Annotated in this window: 19 protein-coding genes and 1 riboswitch; of the genes, 2 read left to right on the top strand and 17 right to left on the bottom strand. The window is 55.0% G+C overall.

The annotated features are described in order from the left end of the window. Positions 1-349: 349 nt before the first annotated feature. The 10 genes from NYE69_RS10215 to NYE69_RS10170 all read right to left on the bottom strand — a co-directional run bounded on the left by NYE69_RS10215 (position 350) and on the right by NYE69_RS10170 (position 10,904). Positions 350-1,792, bottom strand: a complete 1,443-nt coding sequence (locus NYE69_RS10215) for a DUF4179 domain-containing protein (protein ID WP_340926071.1) — start codon at positions 1,790-1,792, stop codon at positions 350-352. Next, a complete protein-coding gene (locus NYE69_RS10210) occupies positions 1,779-2,324 on the bottom strand; it encodes a sigma-70 family RNA polymerase sigma factor (protein ID WP_340926069.1) in 546 nt (181 codons plus the stop codon). The genes NYE69_RS10215 and NYE69_RS10210 overlap by 14 nt, the downstream gene beginning before the upstream one ends. Before the next feature lie 250 nt (positions 2,325-2,574). Beyond that, complete coding sequence (locus NYE69_RS10205) at positions 2,575-3,186, bottom strand: hypothetical protein (RefSeq protein WP_340926067.1); 612 nt, start codon at positions 3,184-3,186, stop codon at positions 2,575-2,577. Between the two features lie 442 nt (positions 3,187-3,628). Continuing rightward, a complete protein-coding gene (locus NYE69_RS10200; RefSeq protein WP_340926065.1) occupies positions 3,629-4,765 on the bottom strand; it encodes a DMT family transporter in 1,137 nt (378 codons plus the stop codon). A gap of 126 nt (positions 4,766-4,891) precedes the next feature. Then, a riboswitch (FMN riboswitch) is annotated at positions 4,892-5,061 on the bottom strand. Between the two features lie 160 nt (positions 5,062-5,221). After that, positions 5,222-6,508, bottom strand: a complete 1,287-nt coding sequence (locus NYE69_RS10195) for a glycoside hydrolase family 18 protein (protein WP_340926064.1) — start codon at positions 6,506-6,508, stop codon at positions 5,222-5,224. Between the two features lie 230 nt (positions 6,509-6,738). Further along, on the bottom strand, positions 6,739-7,614 hold the full coding sequence (locus tag NYE69_RS10190; protein WP_445744765.1) for a MetQ/NlpA family ABC transporter substrate-binding protein: 876 nt from the start codon (positions 7,612-7,614) through the stop codon (positions 6,739-6,741). Positions 7,615-7,732: 118 nt separating this feature from the next. Beyond that, positions 7,733-8,413, bottom strand: coding sequence for a methionine ABC transporter permease (locus NYE69_RS10185; RefSeq protein WP_036625436.1), 681 nt, complete (start codon positions 8,411-8,413; stop codon positions 7,733-7,735). After that, positions 8,406-9,170: a methionine ABC transporter ATP-binding protein gene (locus NYE69_RS10180; protein WP_082208097.1), complete on the bottom strand. Its 765-nt coding sequence runs from the start codon at positions 9,168-9,170 to the stop codon at positions 8,406-8,408. The genes NYE69_RS10185 and NYE69_RS10180 overlap by 8 nt, the downstream gene beginning before the upstream one ends. A gap of 581 nt (positions 9,171-9,751) precedes the next feature. Then, the gene (locus NYE69_RS10175) at positions 9,752-10,516 is read right to left on the bottom strand and encodes an SDR family NAD(P)-dependent oxidoreductase (protein ID WP_340930350.1); all 765 of its coding nucleotides are present in this window, start codon (positions 10,514-10,516) and stop codon (positions 9,752-9,754) included. A 40-nt stretch (positions 10,517-10,556) separates the two neighbouring features. Further along, positions 10,557-10,904, bottom strand: coding sequence for an ArsR/SmtB family transcription factor (locus tag NYE69_RS10170; RefSeq protein ID WP_340926063.1), 348 nt, complete (start codon positions 10,902-10,904; stop codon positions 10,557-10,559). 171 nt (positions 10,905-11,075) lie between these two features. Between NYE69_RS10170 and NYE69_RS10165 the strand changes: the two genes are divergently transcribed. Next, positions 11,076-12,473: an MFS transporter gene (locus tag NYE69_RS10165; RefSeq protein ID WP_340926062.1), complete on the top strand. Its 1,398-nt coding sequence runs from the start codon at positions 11,076-11,078 to the stop codon at positions 12,471-12,473. Between the two features lie 141 nt (positions 12,474-12,614). Here NYE69_RS10165 and NYE69_RS10160 read toward each other — a convergent pair whose 3' ends face one another. From NYE69_RS10160 to NYE69_RS10145, 4 genes are all read right to left on the bottom strand, one after another. Further along, positions 12,615-15,137, bottom strand: coding sequence for an ABC transporter permease (locus tag NYE69_RS10160; protein WP_340926061.1), 2,523 nt, complete (start codon positions 15,135-15,137; stop codon positions 12,615-12,617). Then, complete coding sequence (locus NYE69_RS10155) at positions 15,134-15,838, bottom strand: ABC transporter ATP-binding protein (RefSeq protein ID WP_340926060.1); 705 nt, start codon at positions 15,836-15,838, stop codon at positions 15,134-15,136. Before NYE69_RS10155 ends, NYE69_RS10160 begins: the two co-directional genes overlap by 4 nt. Before the next feature lie 109 nt (positions 15,839-15,947). Further along, positions 15,948-17,087, bottom strand: a complete 1,140-nt coding sequence (locus NYE69_RS10150) for a sensor histidine kinase (protein ID WP_340926059.1) — start codon at positions 17,085-17,087, stop codon at positions 15,948-15,950. Then, positions 17,084-17,773: a response regulator transcription factor gene (locus NYE69_RS10145; RefSeq protein ID WP_340926058.1), complete on the bottom strand. Its 690-nt coding sequence runs from the start codon at positions 17,771-17,773 to the stop codon at positions 17,084-17,086. Before NYE69_RS10145 ends, NYE69_RS10150 begins: the two co-directional genes overlap by 4 nt. Positions 17,774-18,221: 448 nt before the next feature. Here NYE69_RS10145 and NYE69_RS10140 point away from each other — a divergent pair, with 448 nt between their 5' ends. Then, positions 18,222-19,136 (top strand): IS1595 family transposase, encoded by a 915-nt coding sequence (locus NYE69_RS10140; protein ID WP_340926057.1) that lies wholly within the window; start codon positions 18,222-18,224, stop codon positions 19,134-19,136. A gap of 726 nt (positions 19,137-19,862) precedes the next feature. On the opposite strand, the gene NYE69_RS10135 is transcribed toward NYE69_RS10140, so the two are convergent. The 3 genes from NYE69_RS10135 to NYE69_RS10125 are packed head-to-tail and all read right to left on the bottom strand — an operon-like array spanning position 19,863 to position 23,124. Continuing rightward, positions 19,863-21,125, bottom strand: coding sequence for an ABC transporter permease (locus NYE69_RS10135; RefSeq protein ID WP_340926056.1), 1,263 nt, complete (start codon positions 21,123-21,125; stop codon positions 19,863-19,865). Beyond that, complete coding sequence (locus NYE69_RS10130) at positions 21,122-22,483, bottom strand: HlyD family secretion protein (protein ID WP_340926055.1); 1,362 nt, start codon at positions 22,481-22,483, stop codon at positions 21,122-21,124. Before NYE69_RS10130 ends, NYE69_RS10135 begins: the two co-directional genes overlap by 4 nt. A 44-nt stretch (positions 22,484-22,527) precedes the next feature. Next, entirely contained in the window at positions 22,528-23,124 is a 597-nt protein-coding gene (locus NYE69_RS10125; protein WP_213510090.1) for a TetR/AcrR family transcriptional regulator, read from the bottom strand. Positions 23,125-23,228 lie beyond the last annotated feature (104 nt).

Genomic DNA, 23,228 nt, shown 5'->3' with positions numbered 1-23,228 from the left:
GTAAAATTTGTCCTTATTTTCGGCAAAAAAGGTAGATTAGCTATAATAAAGGAATTTTTTACCTCTAATTTGGGAGGAAGAGGACAAAGGGGGGCTTTTCCCACGCTTGTTACCCAGATAAGGCTCAAAAGTTCCGCTATTTCACTCAGTAGGGGAAAATTCCAAAAATAACGCCATAAATTACCGCTATTCCGGCAAGAGAGGCATGGCTGGCCCCTATCCTCGCCTCCCCGCACCTAAAGCAAGGGTTTCTCAAGAAAACGGGGTTGTCCCTAAGGTCAAGTATATGACCTTTTGGGCAGCCCCGTACGTATATCGCTTTTTTTATGATGAAATCTGCATATACATCCTAACGAATGCGCTGTTCATCCGCTTCATTTAATTCCAGAACGTTACCCCAATATCTTATAATATCGAAGCTGAAGGGGCCGGGATATTGCCGGTAGTTCGGAATGGAGAGAAATGTTCCTTCCCCGGCATCATATTGCTGAGTGAAGGAATGGCGCTCGCCGTCGGCATCCGCAAACGTATCTTCCAGTTCGAAATATCCTCCTTTATACTCTTCCTGCGGCCCGTACTGCAGACGTAAGCGCAATTTCTCGTCCGTACTTTCCTCCAGAATCCGCTCCAGTGAGATCTGGGAATCGGGAGAGTGAACCAGCTTGCCTTCCTCGGGATCAACGGTAATCTGCACTTCGTGATCGGGCTGGAAGCTCGCATAATAAAATTTTAGCCATAATTCCCTATGCTCCGAGTAGAAGCTGCTGGTCAGGTAAATCGTTCCCCCCTCAGGCGTCAGCAGGGTTCGATCATACCTTAATGTTGTATCAAAATCCATGCGCTCCTTTGCCCGCTTTTTCAGTGAGGCAAGCTCCAGCACGGCTTCGATCTTTTCCAGCTTTTTGCCGTTGCTGCTCTTGAAATCGAAAACAAGGTCCGTCCTCAGGGGACTCTGAATCATTTGGGTAAAGGTGATCTGCTGTCCGCTCTGCGTTATATCCACGTGGATCGGCCGCTCCTCAATATCCGCGGCGTGAGCGCCATTTTGAATCGTAACGGGGACAACCAGGTTTTCTGTTTTCACTTTAATCTTACTTCCTTTAGGTTTTAGCTGGGACCAGGTCGTTTTGATCTGGAAGCTTTCCGGAATTTGTCCGGCCGTTTCAAAATCAAATACCATAACCCCCTTGGTCAGCGGCTGATTTTTAGGCAACTGGGCGTAGGTGTCCCAAGTGAACGAACCATTCAGCAGCCGGCCCTGACGATCCAATAACTGCGGAGGCTGGTTATAGCTTAGGCGTAATGGAAGATCCTCATTCTGGTTCTCTGTGGTGTAGAACATAATAATTCGCCTGCTGTCGGCTACAATCCCATCAACCGTAATTTTATAACCTCCCGTAACGGTAGATTGATTCAACTTATGATACAGTCCGTGAGCTGCAGATTGCTTAATCATGGACATGATGGATGAATTATCCAATTCACCAAAAATGTTCTCTACATAGGAAGGAATCTGAACATTGGTCCATGTTTCCTCAGCGCCAGGTACCCAATTTAATTTATAGCTGCCTACTGCGCCGGCTCCGATGACCAACAAGATAGACAGGACCGCAGCGGCAACGCGAAGCCGCTTCATCGTCCGCAATCGGGACAACGGACGCATCCGTTCACGAGCAGCCCGCTGTATGCCCTGCCGCAGCGCCTCGTCCAACTTCTCGTCCGTTACTCTTCCGGCAGCCTGACGTACTTCCTGCCAGCTTTTTTCCATTATCCAGTCCTCATGATTGGCCATGTTGAAGTTCACCTCCATGTTCGTCCCCGTAATTTATTTTGCTGCGCAATTGCTTGAGTCCCTGGTGCAGCCACGTCTTGATGGTCCCCTCCGCCTTCCCGAGTATTTGGGCGATCTCCGGAACGGTCATATCATTGTAGTACCTGAGTATAATTGCATTTCTGTACTTGGGCTTTAGGCGGTTTAGCGCCTTTTCCATGTCGAGCTTTGCAACACTTATCATCTCGGGGGTGTATGTAACGGAGCGCTCCAAGATGATCTGTTTCCGGCGTTTTTGCCGTCTTAATTCTTCTATGCAGCAATGGATGACGATTCGGATCAACCAAGGCAGCATTGCGCCGGGATCTTTTAATGTGTGGCATTTCGACCACCCTCTATATGCTGCTTCCTGCAGCATATCCAGCGCGTCGGCCTCGTTGTGCATGTAGCTGTATGCAACGCCGTAGAGCTTTCGCTTGTGCCTGGACACGAAGTTGAAGAAGGCTTCTTCGTCTCCCGTGCAAACCGCCACGGCCAGCTTTTCCTCTTTCATGATGCCCTCCCTGTTCATAAGCTTCTTTCTTCAGCCTGAATGCTGCTGATCTGTCTTGAACTCTCACTTTATAGACGGAAAGTAAGCCTCCAAGCGTTTTATTTTTTTTATGGGCATGAAAAAAGATCGCCGCGTTATCCTGGCCAAGAAAGCAGGGTAACCGGCGATCTTTCTTTTAAGACATAGCTCATCACGAAGTAAATTTCCAGCTTTTCTTCAAATCCTGGTTGAGTCTCGAAGTCGCAACGCTCTAAGCCAAAATTTCATTATCGAGTGTATCTAAATCCAACACAACACTCCGCGTATCGTTTTTCATGACGAATATTTCCTCCCCATATCGGTTTACACCATAGGCGATCGGGATGGAGGTTCCGCAGTTTTTATAGGATCCGTTCGCGTGGCTGGTCCCCAGCATGATAGCTTGGTGTTCTCGCGCGGTTTTTTTAGCCAGGTTCATCCATTCCTCAAACTGCCCTTCGCTAAACATGCCAACTCCGATGGGATGCACGATCAGGTCAAGTTTCTCACTGACCGTCGAAAGACCTTGAAGAATAAGTTCATCGCATAATAAGAAGCCGATTTTCATGCGGCCCATCTCGATTACCTTGGGATCGTCGTATTTAGCCCGATCCAGGACGATGCCACCGCTCCCGAATATGATCACAGCTCGGTCCTTTGGTTTTTTGTAGCCGGTGATGATCGTTTTATTGTACGTTTGGGCAAGACTACAAGCCGACTCCAGATTATCGTTCAAATATCCCTCGGGATAAAGATATAAATCCGCGCCCGTATTTTTTTCCAGAGCTTTTTCGAGCTGATCGGTCCCGTATTCCATGACAGGTTGTCCGATAAATATTTTCATAATTCGCTCCTTAACATTATATGGGTTCAATCGAGCCTGCCCCTATTAGCTTCTCCTCAGTCCTGGAGCTATGTCCCATTGGATAAATCCAATAGATTTACTCCGGCATCGCGGCCAAATCTGCAGTCTCATTGGATAAATCCAATAGATTTGCTGCGATAGGCTCTTTTCTGAGAATTTTATCCGATTCTATTGGAAAAATCCAATCAAGCTTGTGAAATTGGAAGCAGAATTCCGTTCTATTGGATATATCCAATAAAATCACCGTCACCAGTCAGCGTGTTTACAAATCCGCATTCAGTCGCGCGCAGGACCATCCAGAAAGTGCCGGACCAGCCAAAGCCCCATACTCCCAAATTCCTCTTGGCAACAAAAAAGACCTCCGCAACAGAGGTCCCCAAAATCAAAGTTAGTTAACACACAAGCTAAACGATCTTCCCTGTTAAGCGCCAGCTTTGCCCACTTTGCCCGCGTTGCCCGGGTTGCCCGAGTTGCCCGCTTTCGTCTCCGCGGCGGGCGAGCCGCCCTGGCGTGAGATGATGAACAGCGCCGCCCAGATCAGCACGAAGCCGCACACTTGGGCCGTCGTAATCATCTGCTGGAACGCCACCCAGTTGACGAGCACCCCGACCATCGGGAAGCTCAGCTCGGCCAGCGTGGCTACCGAAGCCTTCGTGGTCGTCAGCCCTTTGTAGTAGACGAGCAGGCTCAGGAGACCCGGCAGCAGCGCTTGTCCAAGCATGTTCAGCGAAACGGCGGCGATCTGCCAGCCTCCGGCCGGCAGGTTCCAGCCCGCCCCTTCGTTCCAGGCGATGGCCAGCAGCAGCGGCAGCGCCAAAATAAACCGCAGCGACGTCACCGTCTCATACTTCATCTTCCCGACCATCAGCCGCCCCATCACGGTGGAACCGCCCCAAAGCGCGGCCGCTCCCAGCGAAAGCAGGCTGCCGATTTGCACGAAATCGCTCCAGTGCCCGATCGGAACCGTAAATCCGAAAGTAAGCAGGTACGTTCCGGCCAAAGCGACCGCCAGCAATCCGAAAAAGTGGCGCGGCAGCTTCTCCTTCAACAGCAGACCGGCGAGCAGGATAGCGAACAGCGGCTGCATTTTTTGCAGCAGCAGCACGGCGTTCAAATCGCCGCTGGAGAGCGCCATCGTGAACAGGATGGTGGCGATCGCCGACCCGCCCCAGGAAATGAAGAGCAGCGCGCCGGCGTGGCGCCAGCCCAGCCCTTTCAGTTCGGAGCGGTTTTTCCATAACACCGGAACGGCCACCAAAGCGATGATGATGTGTTCAATCAGAACGATTTGCGCCGACGTCAGCGACTTCAGCAAAATGACCCGAAACAGCGGGTCGACGCCCCAAAGGGCGGCTCCCAAAACAACGAGCCAAAACCCGGTTTTCGCCGTACCTTTCGCGGCCGCGTTCCCGGCCAAGGCTGCCGCCTTCCCTGACGCGCCGCCTGGCGCTGCGGACCCTCCCGCCAGCGTGCCGGCGCTGCGTCCGGCCTGCAAACCGGCCTTGCCGGTTCCCGCTCCTACTCCGTTTACACTGCTGCTTGTACTTGCATTTTTCATAATGATGTCCCCTTCTTGAATATGGGGTCTACGTAGAAAACCCCCGCAATCCTTCCTACAAAAGGGGTTGCGGGGGCGACCAAATAAGCCTGGCCAGAGCAAAAAAGCTCCGTTCAAACTTGCTTGTTTGATCTTCTCCCATCCGGACTATACCGTCGGCCTTGGAATCGCACCAAGTCAGTCGCCAACCGCGGACAACACGCGGTAAACGAGTCGCGGGCTTAAGCCCCTCTCTTCCCATGGAACAGAGGAACCTCACCGCCGGTCAGGAATTTCACCTTACCCCGAAGATCCATATTCATTTAAATTTTTTTTAAAATGTTGGGTTGGTTTCAGCATAACGCATCCACCCCAATATCACTGTAGCAAAAATCACATGAAAATTATATTTGAAAATTCTTGAAAATTCAAGACCTCCCGACATTGACATTACCTGCCCAACGTTACCCACCTGAATTACACCCGCTTCGCCACGTCGAAGTTGCTTTCGATAAGCAGCCAGTTTTGCGGGAAGCTGAGGCCCAGCTTCCAATAGCTCATGCCCCTGAGACCCAGCTCTTTGATCAAATCGAACTTCGCCTGGATGGACCTGGCGTCCTCGAACCACACTTCATGCCGTCTTCCTTCCCCGTCCGTATACCTGAAAAAAGGAGCCTGCGCCCGCGCGCTGTATTCGATCGCCACATTATGCCGGGCCGCGATTTCGATCGCCCGCTGCGGACTGACCGCCCGCGCGACGCTGCCGGGTACGAACGGCAAGGTCCAATCATAGCCGTACAAATTTTGCCCCATCATAATTTTCGCCGCCGGCATTTCCGTCAGCGCGTATTCGATGACCCTGCGGACCGGCCCGATCGGCGATACGGCCTGCGCCGGTCCGCCGCTGTAGCCCCATTCGTAGGTCATGATCACGACAAAATCGGCGATTTCCCCGTGCGCCCGGTAATCGTGGGCTTCATACCACAGCCCCTGTTGCTCCCGGCTCGTCTTGGGCGCCAGCGCGGTCGACATCAGCCAGCCCTGCCGCCCGAAACGGGCCTGCGCTTTCCGCAAAAAGGCATTGTAGGCTTCCCGGTCGGCCGGCCGCAAAAACTCGAAATCGAAATGAATGTCCCGGAATCCGTAATTGCGGGCCGTGGCCGCGATATTGTCCAAAAGCCGGTCCTGGACGGGCAGGTCGTTCAGCAGAATCCGTCCCAGTTCATCGCTGAACCGGTCGTTTTCCTGGTTCGTAACGACCATCATCAGCACGACCCGGTTCTCTCCGGCGATGGCCGGAAAGTTGTCCAGCAACGGTTCTTTAAGCGAACCGTCCCGCCGCGCCTGGAAGCTGAACGGCGCCAGATAAGTCAAATGCGGGGCCGCCTCCCGCGCCCCCTCCTCGAGCGCCGGGGCCACGGTCCCGCCACGCGGTTCCACATAGGCGTTAAACTCCGCGCTCCGCTTGGGGCGGGGAGGAATGTACAGGCGAAACCCGGCCGACAACGTCTGGTCCGGAGAGATGCCGTTTACCCGAGCCAGCTCCCGATAGTTGATTCCGAACCGCCGTGCAATCGACCACAGGCTGTCGCCGGGCTGAACCCGGTAATAGCTGCCGACGGTTGGAATAACCAAAGCTTGGCCTGCGACGAGCCGGTTGGGATCCGGAATTTCATTCGCTTCCGCGATATCGTCATAGGGGATGCCGTAAGTATCGGCGATGCTGTATATGGTCTGATTCCGCTGAACGACATGGATCTGCATCGTCTTCCCTCCTTCACAAACAATTCGCTATCACTATCTTATGAAGAGGGAAGTTTGGCTTATGCCGCCTGCCGCCGGCAGCCCGCCGATGCGCCAGCCGATGCGCCGGCCTCTGTGCTCGACCTCTGTCATGCAGTGCAACACAGCACTCCTGAGGCTAGGCTGGCTAGGTCCCCTTTGATGCCAGGTCCCTTTGGATGCCAAGTCCCTTTTGATGCCAGATCCCGTTTTTAGAACGCCGGCAGCGCGATCTCGTCGTATTTTTGCTCCAGGAACTGTTTCACTTCCGGGCTGGAAATCGCTTTGGCCAGCTTTTGAACCGGCTCCGAATCCTTGTTGTCCTCGCGGGCGACAAGCGTAATGGCAAACGCGGAATCGACGGTTTCCGTCAGCAGCGCGTCCTTCTTCGGCGTCAGTCCGAGCGGGCTGGCATACGCCGGCGTCATCAGCACCAGATCGGCGTCATCGAGCATCCGGGCCAGCATGAGCAAATCGACTTCTTCGAATTTGTAATTATGGCTGTTTTCCACGATGTCCGCCTGGGTGGCTTCCAGCCCCGCGCCTTCCTTCAGCTTGATGACCCCCGCCTTATCCAGCATCATCAGCGACCTGGCGATGTTGGAAGGATCGTTGGCGATGGCGATCGTCGCCCCGTCCGGCAGTTCCTCCATCGATTTGTACTTTTTGGAATATGCGCCGTACACCGCGTGATATACCGGCTGAACCGCCGCTAGATGGGCGTTTTTGCTTTCATTGTACTGCTCCATATAAGGAACGTGCTGGAAAAAATTAGCATCGACTTCCTTGTTGGCCAAGGCATCGTTCGGCTGCACGTTGTCGGATAATACCACCAGTTCCAGGTCGATGCCCTCCTCCTTAAGCTGCGGCTTGATCAATTCAAGAATTTCCGTCATCGGCGGAATCAAGGTGGCTACCTTCAACGTTGTCGTTGTTGTTTCCGCAGACGCTGCCGCCGAAGTTGCCCCGTTCGTCCCCGCTTCATTCCCGGCGCCTTTCGCCGCCCGGTCTTGTCCGCCGCCGCTCCCGCACGCAGTCAGCACAAGCGCCAGCAGCGCCAGGCTCATCATCCATTTCATCATTTTCATGAAAAAACTCCCCCTTCAACCCTCATCCTAATTCTCTTCCTTGCTCTTTTTACCCGCTGCCTGCTTAACGCTGCCTGCTTAATGCTGCCAGTGAATCCGGGCTTCCCCGCAAAAAAACTTAACGCTTGTCCAAACGCCGGGAAATCGCATTTCCGGCAAACTGAATGCCCTGCACCAAAATAATCATCAGCACGATGACGGCAACCATCAGCTCCGTTTCGAAGCGCTGGTAGCCGTAGCGGATGGCAAAATCGCCGACCCCGCCGCCGCCGACCACCCCCATGACCGTGGAGTAGGAAATAAAGCTGATCGTCGAGGAGGTCAGTCCAAGCACCAGACCGGAACGGGCTTCCACCAGTAAAAATTTGAAAATGATAGCCAGCTTCGAGGCCCCCATGGCCCGGGCCGCCTCCATCACGCCGCGCGGCACCTCCAGCAGCGACTGCTCCACGAACCGCGAATAAATCGCCACCGCCACGATCGCCAGCGGCACGGAAGCGGCCAGTGTTCCAATCGCGGTGCCCACAATCAAGCGGGTGAGCGGAATCATAAACACGACCAGCAGCAAAAACGGAAAGGAGCGTACAATGTTCACAGCGCTGTTCAGAACGGCCGACCAGCCGCGATGTTCGTACAGCTGCCCTTTGCTGGTCAGAAACATCAGCGTGCCGAGCGGAAACCCAAGCAGGATAGCCGCGGCCAGCGAGATACCGACCATCATAAACGTTTCGCCGATCGCTTCCCCGATCTGAGCGCGGTATTGCAGCACATCGTGCCACATGGCGGCAAAATCAAACATGGCGCCCCTCCGTTCCTGCGAGCAGCTGCTCCCGGTAGGACATCGCAAGTGCAGACTTATCCGCCGCACCCCGGCGCTGCCCCAGAGGGAACGTATCCGTCAGCCTTCCGTTCTCCATGACGGACACGGTGTCGCAGAGGCTTTTCACGACCTCCATTTCGTGGGTCACGATCACGATCGTTACTCCAAGGGTGTCGCGGATATGCCTCAGCACCTCCAAAATTTCCGCCGTCGTCCGCGGGTCGAGCGACGAGGTCGGCTCATCGCAGAGCAGCACGTCCGGCCGGTTCGCCAGGGCCCGGGCGATCGCCACCCGCTGTTTTTGCCCGCCGCTTAAGGCCGACGGATACTGCTTCGCCTTGTCCGGCAGGCCAACGAACCGCAGACACTCATCCACGCGCTCGGCGCGCTCGCGTCTTGGGGTCCCGGCCAATTCAAGCGGCACCGATATGTTGCCGCTGACCGTCCGGTTATTCAGCAGATGAAACTGCTGGAAAATCATCCCGATCGACCGGCGCACCTTCCGCAGCGCAGCCTCCGGGAGAACTGTCAGTTCCCGCCCCATGACGGTAATTCTCCCGCGGTCGGGCAGCTCCAAAGCGTTCATCATCCGCAGCAGCGTCGATTTGCCGGCCCCGCTCGCTCCGATAATGCCGTGAATCGTCCCTTTCTCGACGGCAAGGGACACATCCTGCACCGCTTCCAACTGACCGTCCGGCAAGCGGTATGTTTTGCTCACATGCTCCAGGGTGATGATAAGCCCCTCCCCCTTTCTTTGCGCCAAAACTACTGTACTAGTTATTTAAAACTACTGTTATATAAGTTATTCACCATCTGATTATAGACTATGTTTTTATCTGTGTCACCATTTTATATTATCTATTACAAGAATGAACTCGAGAAGAATCCGCTCCTCAAGACCTCTAATGGGCGAGCTTAAAACATGGGGGCACGTTAAAGGACTGCCGGAGCGATTAAAGGACTGTCAGTGCAATTAAAGGACTGTCAGTGCAATAAGGGGCTGTCAGTGCAATTAAAGGGTGTAAGGAGGACACGCGGCCTGCGTTTTTGTGGAGTTCATGAAAATAGCGGTAAAAAAGGTCCTTATGTTCCCCAAAAAAGGAGTACAACGAAAATAGAGGATTTTTTTACCTCTATTACAGAAAAACGAGAGACAAACATGTGCTTTTTCCAAGCTAGTCCCCAAATAACGGAAAAAAATGCCGCTATTTTGCGTAGAAAGGGGAGAATTCACAAAATAACGGCATAAAATACCTCTATTTCCCGGCAGAGGTTTGGTTTGGTGTGGTGTGGAGATAAGAGCGAGGACGCAGCCGGTCAAATCGCCGGCATCACATTGCCGCCGCTGACCGGGATGTACGCGCCCGTAATAAAGTCGGCCAAGTCGGAAGCGAGGAACGCCACGGCGTTGGCGATATCCTGGTCCTCGCCCCGCCGCTTCAACGGAACGCCGGCGATGTAAGCCGAATCGTTCCGCTCCTCTAAGTTTCGTTCCCGCTCGCTGATCGTCCAGCCCGGGGCCACCTGGTTGACGGTGATTTGATGCTCGCCGACCTCTTTGGCCAGTACGCGGTATACGCCGTCCATCCCTCTTTTGCCGGCCGTGTAGGCCGATTGATTCGGGAAATTCTGCATCGCGCATTCGGTGTTGATCCCGATAAAACGTCCGTATTTTTTCTCCATCATCGCCGGTATAAACGCTTTGGCGAGAAATACGCTCTGCAGCACACACGATTCGAACTGGCTGACGTAGTCCGATGCGGGCTGCTCCAGCACGGACATCCAGTCGTATTGCACGACGGCGTTGGCGACGACGATATCCGGATCGCCCAGGTTCTCCCGGATTTCTTTTTTCATATGCACCATGGACGCTTCCTTCGTGATATCGCCCTGCACAATCATCGCCGATCCGCCCGCCGCCGTAATTTCGCCAAGCAGTTCCTGCGCTTTGGCTTCGTTATTCATGTAGTGAATGGCCACCTTGGCCCCGCACCCGGCCAGCGTCCGGGCCATCACCCGTCCCAGTTGCCCGGTTGCTCCAGTAATCAAAGCAATTTTTCCCGTCAGATCGATTTTTAGCATATCCATGTTATCCTTTCGCCCCTTGCGATTTCAGCTAAATTTAGCGGTCCGCTTCGGACAGCTCTATGCCAATTCTACCATTTGAGCTTTCGTAAGCCTTCAGTATCGAATCGAGCAGTCCGGGAAAGCGGTACTCCAGATCCTCCTCCCGCAGCGACAGAAAGCGCTGGGTTCCCTGAATGCGCGTAAACACAACCCCCGCCTCGCGCAGCGTGCGGGCATGGTGGGACAATGTCGATTTGGCGACCGGCACGTCGAAGCAGTTGCACGGCTGCTCGCCCTTTTTGCGGATTTCGGCCACGACGCTTAACCGTACGGGATCGCTAAGGGCATACAGTACGGAAGACAACTGGATTTCTTCCCGGTCCGGATGATACAGCACTTTCATCGAAAAAACCCCTTTGTGCATATATTGATCTGCCATCGATTAAAAATCGCGTAAAAGAAATTTTATCTTTTTTTCGATTCCCTAATTGCATTTTAAACGATGGCATGCTATATTTCAATCGTTCGATTACAATCGAACAATAAAACAAATAAAGAGTGGGTGAAATGCTGCATGAATGTTGTATCAACCGAAATTCCCGCGCTCCCTTCCTCCGAAACCTCTATAAAGAAGGAAGGGCTGCTGACGCTTTTGCTCGGACTCGCCGTCGTCCTGGTCATCATGAATACGGCCATGTTTAACCTGGCGCTGCCCGACGTAACCGAAACGTTTGGCCTCACGGCTTCCGTTTCCTCCTTGATTGTCACCGGCTATTCGATTATGTTTGCCATTTCATCCATTACGTTTAGCCGGCTTGCGGACTTTCTGCCCATCCGGAGGCTGCTGGCGGTCGGGCTGCTGACGCTGGGGCTTACCGCCGTAGCCGGACTGTTCAGCACCAGCTTCTGGTTTTTGCTCGCCGTACGCGTGATCCAGGCTTCCGGCGCCGGGGCGATCGTGTCGCTGTCGCTGGTGCTGCTCACCCGGTACGTGCCGATTCAGCGCCGCGGCAAAGCGATGGCGCTGATTATGTCGGCCGTTTCGCTGGGACTCGGGCTTGGTCCCGTCGCCGGGGGCGCGATCGTGGAATACTGGGGCTGGAGATACCTGTTTGTCGTGACCGCGCTGACCCTGGTGCTGGTGCCGTTTTTTCTCCTCTACATACCGAAGGAGAGAACGGCTCGCGGCACCTTCGATACCCCCGGCGCCGTATTTATCGCCATCGGCACGACCGGGCTGCTGCTGTTTTTGACCCAACACGCCTGGGTCGCTTTGGTCTTCGGCGTACTTGCGCTCGCCTTGTTCGTCTGGCGCGTCCGCAGCGCGCGGGAGCCGTTCGTATCGCCCGCCCTGTTCGGCAACGGCGCTTATCTGACTTTGTCGGCTGTGGGGATCGCCTCGTACTTGTGCAGCTTCGCCACACTGTTTCTGCTGCCGCAAATCCTGGTGCACCATTTTCATCTTAGCGCCAGCCATGCCGGCCTCATAATTTTTCCCGGCTCGATGCTGGCCATGGTCGCCTCGCGCAAGGTCGGCTCCGTTATCGACCAGCACGGCAACGGCGCGATTTTGCGGTTTGTGCCGCTGCTGATGCTAAGCGCCATGATCCTGTTCGCGCTGTTCAGCGGGCAATCCTGGCTCGCCATCCTGTTCATTTATTTGCTAACGAGTCTAGGATTCACCATTATTTCCAGCAGCGTGTCCAACGAGATCTCCCGCATCCTGCCCGCGTCCCAAATCGGTTCGGGCATGGGGCTGTTCCAACTGCTGCAGTTTTTCAGCGGGGCCTTCAGCATCGCCTTGGCCTCCAGCGCCATCGAGTGGCAGCACGGCCTGCCGCTGACCGCCGCCTATGCCAACATTTTTTGGGGGCTGATGGTCATGGCGCTGCTCGCCCTCGGCGCATCGTTTGTTTATCTCCGCAGCGCTTCCGCGGCGGGGTCAAGAAAACGCGAGTCCCTAGAAGCTTGAGCTCTTTCTCATGAGTTATGAATAAGGAGCCGCCTCACGGCATCCCTTCCAAATAAATGCACCCCGCAGAGCAAATATCGGAAAAACGGTTGTCCCGTTTATCCCGATGAACTCGCAGGGGTGCATTTTATTGGGCCGATTTTATTCCGCTTCCCGCAGCCTTTCCACGATCGTTGCCCTGGACATCCGGCGGTAGGCGGCCAGCGTAACGCTTAAAGCGATCGCGATGAGCAGCGGCAATGCGGCGGCGATCGGCAGCGGGTTCAACCGAAATTCCGCAAATGCGATGTTGTCGGTAACCCCCCTGGCTACCGCATACGTCAATCCCAAGCCCGCCGTACCCACGATCAGGCCCGTCAATAATACACTGTAGAGCCCTTCCAACAAAAGCATTTTCTTCAGCTGTTTTCGTGTCATGCCGACGCTCTCCAAAATGGCGAATTCATTGCGGCGGGAAATCATGCCGGTGATCACCGTATTGATGTAATTCAAGATCCCGATCAGTGCGATCACAAAGCTCAGGCCGTAACCGATCGTTTGAAAGATGCGGATAAAGCCTTGCATCTCCTGTTTGTAATCCTCCCGGGATTTTACGAACAGGCTGGGGCTGGACGCCGCGATGGATTTTACCGCCGCCTCCGCTTCACCAAGCTTGGCCGGATCGGCATGCAAGGTCGCGGACAAAATGACCGGGTCCTTCACCGACTTGACGAACTCGTCCGCCGGCCAGAACACTTTAAAGCCTCCGGTCATGTAAAACTGCGTCCCCGCCGCATACAGGGCATCCGATTTCAATACCGCCATAATCTCATAACTCTTCTTCATGCCGTCCGGCTTAATCCGGTCGCCCGGCCGATAGTAGCTCGTATATTGATCCGGGCCCAGTTCCGCTTCCGTAACGAGAACATAATTCCCGGAATCGAACTTGACGGGGTCAAACGCACCGGCGGCGATCTCGTTTTTGTCGAGCACACCGTACCATCCGCGGTCAATGCCATGAAGCTGCAGCGGGACGGTTCCGTTCTTCAGAAGCATGGCGAACGCGGGCTGCCTGGGGTCTTCCGCCGCCGCCAGCGGTTCCAGCGTCCGCCGGATCGGCTCGCTCATTTTAAGCACATCAGCACTATAGTACACTTTATCCAAGCCAGTGACGCCGTCGATCCCGCTTAGCTCCCGGCAAACCTCTTCCGTAAGCACGGCGGTATCCGGCTGGGGCACGCCACCCAGGCCCCCGGCATCCTCTTTAACGACAAAGTCTCCGGAAATAAAAGTGTTCAAATACTTGTTAACGCTAAACGAAGAGATGACCGTATAAATCACACTGAACAAAATAATGCTTAACGACAAGGAGGCCAGCATGAGCAACAGCTTCTTTTTGTAGCGGAACAGATTCGCAAACGACATCCTGAACAGCTTGGCTCCATGCAGCGAGCGTTTGGTTTTCCGGCCCGCGCCTCGGCCGCCGATCCCGGAATATTTCACCGCCTCCACCGGCGGAATCCGCGCTGCCGTCCGGCCCGGCTTGCTGGCGGCGATCCGGACCGTCAAATAAGCAAAAATGGCGGCTCCGAGAAAAATCAGCGGGTTGGCCGAATTTACGGTCTCCATTCCATCGGACAAGCGCAGCAACAACGGCAGCAGCCACACGCCGGCTCCGTAGCCCAAAGCCAGCCCGACCGGAAGACCCGCCAAATACAACCGGTTCGCTTGAATGGAAATGACCCTTCTGAGCTGCCGCGGGGTGGTCCCGATCGTTTTCAGAAGTCCGTAAAATTTGATGTCCCGCACGACGGAGATATGAAAAATATTGTAGATCAGCAAATATCCGCTCAGCATAATAATCAAGATCAGGATGACGAGCGGAATCACATTCATCGGGTCCTCATTCAGAGCTACGCTGGTGTAGGCCCAGTTGACGCCGTAAGGAACATCCAGCCCGGTGTCGGACAGCATCTTTTGCAGCTTCTTCTCGATGTCCCAGGAATTGCCGAACATGACGTCCAGCCGGATCGTATTGACATAACTGCCGCTGAGCCGCGACCGTTCGGGGTCGATCTGTGAAATATTCCGCTGCACAAACGACTCCGATACATAAGCCAGCCCCGACATCGACAAGTTGCGGTCCGCCGGATAATACCCCGACAACACAAACTCCTTGGAGACCGCCTGACCGTCGATATCCAAATCGAGCTTTACCTTGGCGCCCAGTTCGTGAGGAACACCGAGTAAATCGAGCACCCAAGTGCTCATGGCGATCCCGTTCTCCTCCTGCGGCAGACCGCCCTGCGCAAATTGAATGAAGCTGTGCTTGGCCTCATTTTCGTCGATATGGTCGATTTCCAGCGCGGTGCCGCGCAACGCGTCGCCCGTCGCGAATCCGACCAGCACGGATTTGCCGTACTCCTTGATCGCCGGATGCTGCAGGAGCCGGTCCGCCTCCTCCGGCTTCAAATATTTGAAGCTGCCGTGAAAATCGCCGCCGGACGTTTTCATTTTCGTCAGCTGCATCGATTCGTTGATGCTGAAGGCCATCGTAAACACGGAGGTGAGCAGCAGCGTCGTGAGCACGATGGCGCTGATGATGATCAGATTGCGCGGCCGGTTGGCCTTCAGGCTTCGCCCGGCGATGCGGGCGACCGCTTTACGGTTGTTCGCCGCCATCATCTCGAACCCGCCTCCTGCCCTTCGGCGCGGCCGGAACGGCCGGCGATGAGGCCATCTTCGATCCGCACGATCCTATCGGCGGTGAGCGCGATCTCTTCATTATGGGTAATCATCACGATCGTCTGATTGAACCGCTCGCTCATCTGCTTCAGCAGGATCATCACTTCCTGGCTTGTTTTGCTGTCCAGGTTTCCGGTCGGCTCGTCCGCGAGTATGATCGCAGGCTTGCTCGCCAGCGCCCTGGCAATCGCCACCCGCTGCTGCTGCCCGCCGGACAAATTCGCCGGCAGATTGTGCACCTTATCGCCAAGCCCAAGCGCTTCGATGACCTGGTCCACATATTCCTTGTCCACGCGGGCTCCATCCAGTTCGATCGGCAGCACGATATTTTCGTAAGCATTCAGGATCGGGATCAGATTGTAGCTCTGAAACACGAAGCCGACCGACCGCCGCCGGAAGATTGTCAGCTTCTCGTCATCCATCGCAAAAATATCGTTTCCGTCGACGTACACCTTGCCTTCGGTCGCGCGGTCCAGCCCGCCCAGCATATGGAGAAGGGTGCTTTTCCCGCTGCCGCTCGTGCCGACGATTGCGACAAATTCGCCTTTTTCCACGCTCAGGTCGATTCCGTCCAGCGCCTTTACGGCGGTGCTTCCTTGACCGTAATATTTCTTAAGCCCCTCGATTTGCAGAATCGGCATGTCCTTTTCCTCCCCCCAATAAAAAAACCTGTACGCACGTACAGGATTAAATGTAGCAGATCAATCTGACTCCCGGGTGTCTGAAAAATAACAATATCGACAGAATTCCCTAAATCGCGGGCAAAAAAACAGAGAACACCGCTCCCTGGCGGAGTTTGGACGACACCTTAACGTACCCGCCCTGGGCGGTAACGATCTCCCTGGCCAGATACAGGCCGATCCCGACGCCTTCGTGCCCCGCCGCTTGCTTGCTGCGGTAAAAGCGTTTAAAAATATCGTTCCATTCGCTCTCCGCGATGCCGATACCCCGGTCGGCGACATCGATGCGGGTGAACATTTCGCCCGCCTGAACCGAAATACGCACGCCGCTTCCGGGCTCGCTGTACTTGACCGCATTCTCCAGCAGGTTGAAGAGCGCCTCCGCGGTCCATTTCGGATCGTGCTTCGCCGCGGCCGCCGGATCGCAGTCAATCGCGATCCGTGTGCCTTTGCGCTCCGCCGCCGCATACACATGCGATACGGCTTGCGTGATCGTGGGGATCACCGGGGACACGGCCGTCTGCAGCGAGATCATGCCCGCCTCCAGCCGGGACATTTTGACCAGCGAGCCGATCAGCCAGTCCAGCTTCGCCGCTTGGAGCTTGATCTGAGCCGCATACTGGTGGGCATCCTCTTGCAGATCCGGAACTTCCTCCAGCAGCTCGCTGTACAGCATGATGCTTGAAAGCGGCGTTTTCGTTTGGTGCGAAATGTCGGAGATCAGCGTTTTGATCTTGCTCCGTTCCGTTTCGATTTGCCGCTCGCGCGCCCGGGTCAGCTCGACATAGCGGAACACTTTGTTTTCCAGCGCGGAAAGATTCGTTTCCGCGTAGCCGGTGAGCCGCTGCCGGCCGCCGATCGCCGCGTCCACAATGTCGAAAGCCGCTTGGATCGCGGCCGCCGCTCTGGCCCTCAGGAGCAGGGCGAAGGAAACGGCGGCCAGGAACATCGCCGCGGCAAAGGACACGGACAGCCAGAGCGGCGGGCCGAACACCTCCCCGGCCAAATACCGGGCCGCAACCGGGTAGCCCAGCACCAGCAGGCCGAACAATGTCCCGTACGCCGCATAGACCGGGGCAAAAGCAAGGGCGTTCCGGCCTCGGGAGCCGGCTTGCGCGCTGGATCGGCCTTGGCCGTCTTGTCTGCCTTGGCCGCCTTGTCTGCCTTGCCCGCTTTGGCCGGTTGCTCTGTCAATTCCGCCGCCGCTCATCGCCGCACCCCCGCGTCGGCCCACATGTATCCGAGACCGTATACGGTTTTGATGTACTTCGGCGCGGACGGGTCGTCTTCGATTTTGGCGCGCAATCTTTTAATCGTCACTGTCAGGGCGTTCTCGTCCACAAATTCGGCCTCCCGCAGCCACACGGCGTCCATCAACTGCTCCCGCGTCAAGATTTGCCCCCGGTTGGCCACCAGCGTTTTCAGCAGCTTCTGCTCCGTAATGCTGAGGCTGATGCTTTGCCCCTGTTTGCGGTAATCCATTCTCCCGAAGTCGAACAGAAACGGCGGAATCACCGCCTTGTCCTCCTGTCCGAAATCGCAGCGGCGCAGCACCGCCATCACCCGGGAGCGCAGCACCATCAGGCTGAACGGCTTGGTGATGTAATCGTCCCCGCCGAGCTCAAAGCCCATGACGATGTCCGACTCCATATCGTTGGCGGTCAAAAAAATAATCGGCACACGCGACCCCGCCCTTACTTTTTCGCAAAAATCAAGCCCGCTCCCGTCCGGCAAATTCACGTCGAGCACGATCAAATCGACGCCCCCTGCGGCAAGCCGCCGCTCCGCGCCGGCCAAATCATAGGCCTGTTCGATCGAAATTCCGTCCTGGGCCAGCGTTAACGCAATCCCCTTGTTCAAGCTCATATCGTCTTCCACGATCAGAATGGTCGTCATGGTATATGTATGCTCCCCTTCCTTCCGCCGTCATGCTTAGACTGGAATCAATTATACACAATGGTACAATTACAAAGGTGATAGATTGGTTACAGAAAACTAAGCGCAGCGGTCGCGGTGCTAGTTAGCGTGCATCTTTTGCACAGTAGCCGTTTTTAGCAGTGTCACAAATCGACACCAGGTGAGGGGCTGACTAAAGGGTCCGTGTCTTGGTGGTGTCCCTGCCTGCTGCCTGCCTTTGCAAGATTATCCCTTTCGTCCAGGGAGCAGGGAGCAAGGGGGCTAGAGCAAGGGTTCCAAAAAAAGATAGGAGAAAAAAACAAAAAAGATGAGGAAAAAATGAGGCGGTTCAGGTGAGATTTTTGGCTTGATAAGAGAACGTGCGTTTGGTATAATAAAGTAAAAACGAACATATGTACGTGAATTCTTGATTCGGGGGCGAGTAAACATGAAGATCAATGCGGGAACGCAACTTCAACCATTCAGCAGCCGTTTTAACAACGAGCAGGACTGTATGGAGGCGCTAATCGCGATGAAGTGGCCAAACGGCTTTGTCTGCCCGCGTTGCGCTCACACCCGGTGCAGCCGACTGACCTCCCGGCATATCCCTTTGTTCGAGTGCGGAAAGTGCAAGCATCAAACATCGCCTTTGGTCAGCACGATTTTTGAAGGAACGCATCTCCCCTTGGTGAAGTGGTTTCAGGCGCTGGAGTTGTTCTTGCTCCCTGACGGCATCTCGGCGCTGCGGCTGAGCAAGGTGATCCGGGTCACCTACAAAACCGCGTGGTCGATGCTGCAAAAAATACGCCATGCCGTGGGGGAGTTCGATGCCAGGGAGCTGCTTTCTGGAGACGTGAAGGTGAACAGCGATCAGTATGGGCGTAACCCGTCCCGGTGTCAGCTTTCGCATCCGTATGCCTCGGCGGTCGTAGCCGGCTGCACGGTCACGGAGTCGGGCGAGCCGGAGCAGGTCAAAATCCGCCTGGTGCCGCATAAGCGGGGAAGCGAGAAAAGGGCGAACCGTCACGAACTCGATGCGTTCATCAACGGGCATGTGGATGTCCATACATCGGCGGTACAGTTGTTCCCTCAGGCCTTTCGGCTGTATGCGCCCTTGCGGAGAGTGGTGAGAGAGGCGTGGGAATCGCTGAAGAGTACGTATGGAGCCTTGGGGCTGAAGCATCTGCAGGCGTATCTAAACGAATACACCGGACGCCGCCGGCTGCGCCTGCAAGGAGGACTGCCTGGAGCGGAAGAAACGATTCGGCAGAAGTTACTGCAGATGTGTGTGGCGATTCCGGCGATCCCTTACCGCAAGCTGATCGCGCGCCAACCGAACCAGCCCCTTGCGGTTGCGGCTTGATCATGGCGCTGGAACGGAAGGGGTTAGCTTAATGCGGTGCAATTTGATTGAAGTGGGTTAGCATGAAGAGTGCGAGCGTTGCTGCAGATTGAAGGGTTCATGCTACAGCATAATCACGGTCTTTTCGTTTCCTTCGCGTCTTGTCCTTGATCTCCTGTCTTGATCTCTTGTCCGGTCTGTTTCACTTCCCCTAAACCTGATTTCTTTTCCTAAGCTCTAAATTATCTCAAACCTATCTGCTTCTCCACCAAATATTTTCTTCTCCCGAGCTTGCCTGTTTCTCTGCTACCTGATCAAACGGGATAATCGTGCAAAGCGCCCGGACAGTAAGTGTTGATCTGCCTCCCACCCCAAGAAAAGAATACTTTAATTCGTTTGGCAGTTGATTTAGGTCGGACTGATGGCCTATAACAATGAAACACCACTTCTGTCTGATCGTAGAAGCTCGTCACTCTCGCTTTACCAAACGTTTCGCCCAACTCCCAAATCGCCTCTCCCCCAAAATAGACACAAAAAGTTCCGCTAATTTGGCGATACCGGTTGAAACGCGCAAAATAGCGGAACTTTTAGAACTAGACTAGAATTGTACTGTTAGGTTAGCGGGCCACGGTCACTCCCGGCACCACGAGCGATGTTCGACTAGCAGCTGCTCGATCTGCTTTTCGGTGATCGCGTGCTGATGTCGAGGAAATCCTTGCCGTCATGGCCGGCCGTGCATCGTACATCCTACATTGGCGTTGTCGTCGTTTGGGCCGCCATTACCGGGGGCTGCGAGGATTCCGCGAACGCCGGAACCGGCGGCGCCAGCACCTGGTCCGCATCGTGATCCGCAGTATGTCTGAACGATACAAACCGGGAATAAAGCAGCGACGCCAGCAATGTGATCAAACCGATCAAACCGGTCGCTATGCAATCCTTCAAAACTTGGGCGGTCGTTAGCCCCTTCAGCATCACCGCGCGCACCGCCTCGAGAAAATAGGTCAGCGGCAGGCCGTGGGCGATCACCTGCAGAAATTTGGGCATCGCCTCCATCGGCCAGGAATGTCCCGACAGCGAAAAAGAAGGGAGCGCGACCAGCATGGAAATTTGCAGCGCCGTGATTTTGTTGGGAGCAATCAGGCTGAGCAAATAACCGACTGACGCCACGGTAAAAGAGAAGACTACGGCGATCAGCAAAATCGACCACGCCGACCCGCGGAACGACAGCTCATACACGGAGGTGAGAATCGCCATGACGACGAAGACGTTCAAAATACCGATAAGCCAATACGGAAACATTTTGACGAACATGATTTTCCACGGGCTTCTCTTCCACACGGCGAAGCGGCTCCAGGTCCGCTCTTCCTTTTCCCGGGCGACCGCCATCCCGACGGCCATAAACATGACCTGCTGCAGCGTCGTTCCAGCCATCCCGGTGACGAGGAAATCCACGTAATCATAGGTCGGGTTATAAAGTGTACGCGAGGTAAACGGGATAATCGATAAGGTCGCGCTCACCTGTTCATCCTTCATTCCTTGCTGCTGCAGCTTTTTGGTCGTCGTTCCGTAGCTGTACGTCGTGACCACTTCGTTGGCGCCCTTGACGACGGCGTTCGTGATCATCAGGTTGGTGCCATCCACCGCGGCGACGATCGGCGTCGGCGTTCCCCGCTTCAGCTTGGCTTCCAGATCGGCCGGGATGATCACCCCGGCTCTGGCTTCGCCGTTATCGATCGCTTGCCGCAGTTCCCGGCTCGAATGGACTTCCCCGACGACTTTGATCGACTGATGCGCATCCAGCGCCTGGATGATTTGCTGGCTTAACTGGCTCTGATCTTCATCGTAAATGAGCGTGGGAATTTCCAAAACCGCCCGATGACTGTAAAGGGAGGCGAAAAAAAACGTATAAAAAATCGGCCCGATCAGCAGGATGACGAAGATCACCCGGTCCTTGAAAATATTTTTCCACTCTTCCGCCAGCATAGAGCCTATCGTAAGCCTATCGTTCACTGGGCTTCACCTGCTTTGTCCGCTTTGCCCGCTTTGTCCGGCGATTCCTCAGTTCCCGCCTGTCCCCCAGAGGTTCCGCCGTCCTTGCCGTACCATTCCACGGTCATCCCGGTCGCGGCGGTGTCCGGCAAATCGATGAACTGAACTTTAATGCCGAAGGAGCGGATGTCCAGGTCCCCGGTATTCTGCGTCGCTTTTTGCGAAGCGAACGTCGCCGCCTGCGCTATCGTAACGACCTTGGCCTTCTGCATGCTGCCGTCGGCAACGAGCTTCACGTTTACGATATCGCCTTTTTTCAGGCCGGCCATCTCGGTTTCGGGCAAATAAAATTTCGCCGTCTTGACCGCTTCGGTCTGCTGAATCGTAAAAACGGGGAACCCGGAACCTACGATTTCGCCGAGCTCCGCCGACTGGGACACAATTACCCCGTCTACGGGAGCAATCAGCTTGGTGTAGCCCAGATAGGTTTGGGCCTCCTTCAGTGCTGCGGCTGCTTGCTTCTTGCCGGACTCGGCCGTCCGCTGGGCCGCCTCGGCCTGCTCGATCATCGCCACGGCCGCGTCCACATCCTGGCGCTTGATTTCAATTTGCGCCTTGTTGGCCTCGGCCAGCGCCAAAGCCGCTTTCGCCTGCTCAAGCTGGGCTTCGGCGGCATCGATCTCCTCCTGTCGGGCGCCTTCTTTCGCCATGTTGTATTGCTCGACCGCGGCGTTGTAAGACGCTTCCGCCTGCGTATAGGACAAGTTCACTTTGTCAAAATCGGCTTGGCTGACTATCCCTTCGGCAAACAAGCCTGACGTCCGCTGCAAATTGTCCTTGGCGATGTCGTAAGCTTTTTTGGCCGCTTCCATTTGGACTTTCACCTGCTTCAGCTCCTGCGGGCGCGCTCCCGCTTTGAGTCCATTAACCTTGGCCTGGGCCGCCTGAACCACCGCCTGCGCCTGCGCGATCTGTTTGTCGATCGTTTCCGCCGTCAGGAAAACGGCACTTTCACCCTCCGCTTTTTTCGATTTCGCCGCATTCACGGAAGCTGCCGCTTGCCCGATCTGGCCTTCGGTCACGGCCACCGCCGCCTGGGCCTGGGATACCTTGGCTTTGACCTCATCGCTTTCGATTTGGGCCAGGATATCCCCCTTCTTCACCTCATCGCCTTCCTCCGCCAGCAGCTCGACGATCCGTCCGCCGACTTTAAAGCTCGCGCTCGATTGATCAGCCTCGATAAACGCCGTCGGGCGATTCTCTTTTTCGCTGCCGGAGGTAATCTGGTTCGAGTTCAGGATCCAGATTCCGCCCGCAATGAGCAGAACGATCGCAACATAAATCAACAACCTGGGTATCAGTGCTCTTAGCTTTTCCATCTTCCTCTACTCCTCCAAATATCATCTCACTTAAGTTTGAACTGTTAATGGTTCATGCGCGGCCGCTCGGCCGACAGGCCTCCCGCCAGAAAAATCCGCATGGATTCCTTGATTCGCTCCTTCTCCAGCGGCTCGTGGTTTTTGTTCCAATCCAACGTTAACGCTATGTACAGCTTCAGCATGACGAAAGAAATCACTTTCGGATCAAATGCATGAATTTCACCGCGCTGTCCAGCCAGCGTGATTTGCCGCTCCAAATAATCCAGAATGGCGCTTTCGATTTTTTCCAAACCTTCCCGCGCCTGCTGGGTACCGAAATTGCGCACCTCCTGAAACAATTTGGCCAGCAGCTCATGCTCGCTTCTGAACTCCAGCAAGGCATCCATGCTTTGATAGAGATTCTCGAAAAAAGGCTTATTCTCATCCACCTTTTGCGCCGTGAGCCGCTTCATCTCCGCAATGATGGAACGGAGAATTTCATCGAACAGCTCTTCTTTGTTGGAGAAAAATGTATATATAGTCCCCTTGGCTACATTGGCGATTTTGGCCACTTGATCCATCGTCGTCGCCTTATAGCCGAACAGCGAAAAACATTTCACGGCGGCTTCAATCACCATTTCCCGACGGTTGATTTGAGCCAATCCCCATAGCACCTCCCCTCGCGAAAATGACTGATTGACCAAAATAAGAATATAGTCAATTGGTCGATTTTTACTTTACTCCTTCCACAGACGGATGGCAAGGT

The sequence above is a fragment of the Paenibacillus sp. FSL R5-0527 genome (assembly GCF_038008055.1).
In the GTDB taxonomy this organism is placed as follows: Bacteria; Bacillota; Bacilli; order Paenibacillales; family Paenibacillaceae; genus Fontibacillus; species Fontibacillus macerans.
The sequence above is the reverse complement of the archived record's forward strand: the minus strand, read 5'-3'. Positions and strand labels throughout refer to the sequence as shown.

Bases quoted from the DNA above. Each gene is read 5' to 3' on its own strand.
- NYE69_RS10145 (WP_340926058.1), bottom strand. From the start codon at position 17,773: ATGACGACCATTCTGATCGTGGAAGACGATATGAGCTTGAACAAGGGG.
- NYE69_RS10215 (WP_340926071.1), bottom strand. From the start codon at position 1,792: ATGGCCAATCATGAGGACTGGATAATGGAAAAAAGCTGGCAGGAAGTA.
- NYE69_RS10190 (WP_445744765.1), bottom strand. From the start codon at position 7,614: ATGAAAATGATGAAATGGATGATGAGCCTGGCGCTGCTGGCGCTTGTG.
- NYE69_RS10150 (WP_340926059.1), bottom strand. From the start codon at position 17,087: ATGAGCGGCGGCGGAATTGACAGAGCAACCGGCCAAAGCGGGCAAGGC.
- NYE69_RS10130 (WP_340926055.1), bottom strand. From the start codon at position 22,483: ATGGAAAAGCTAAGAGCACTGATACCCAGGTTGTTGATTTATGTTGCG.
- NYE69_RS10185 (WP_036625436.1), bottom strand. From the start codon at position 8,413: ATGTTTGATTTTGCCGCCATGTGGCACGATGTGCTGCAATACCGCGCT.
- NYE69_RS10140 (WP_340926057.1), top strand. From the start codon at position 18,222: ATGAAGATCAATGCGGGAACGCAACTTCAACCATTCAGCAGCCGTTTT.
- NYE69_RS10160 (WP_340926061.1), bottom strand. From the start codon at position 15,137: ATGATGGCGGCGAACAACCGTAAAGCGGTCGCCCGCATCGCCGGGCGA.
- NYE69_RS10195 (WP_340926064.1), bottom strand. From the start codon at position 6,508: ATGCAGATCCATGTCGTTCAGCGGAATCAGACCATATACAGCATCGCC.
- NYE69_RS10175 (WP_340930350.1), bottom strand. From the start codon at position 10,516: ATGCTAAAAATCGATCTGACGGGAAAAATTGCTTTGATTACTGGAGCA.
- NYE69_RS10155 (WP_340926060.1), bottom strand. From the start codon at position 15,838: ATGCCGATTCTGCAAATCGAGGGGCTTAAGAAATATTACGGTCAAGGA.
- NYE69_RS10170 (WP_340926063.1), bottom strand. From the start codon at position 10,904: ATGAAAGTGCTGTATCATCCGGACCGGGAAGAAATCCAGTTGTCTTCC.
- NYE69_RS10165 (WP_340926062.1), top strand. From the start codon at position 11,076: ATGAATGTTGTATCAACCGAAATTCCCGCGCTCCCTTCCTCCGAAACC.
- NYE69_RS10205 (WP_340926067.1), bottom strand. From the start codon at position 3,186: ATGAAAATATTTATCGGACAACCTGTCATGGAATACGGGACCGATCAG.
- NYE69_RS10210 (WP_340926069.1), bottom strand. From the start codon at position 2,324: ATGAAAGAGGAAAAGCTGGCCGTGGCGGTTTGCACGGGAGACGAAGAA.
- NYE69_RS10200 (WP_340926065.1), bottom strand. From the start codon at position 4,765: ATGAAAAATGCAAGTACAAGCAGCAGTGTAAACGGAGTAGGAGCGGGA.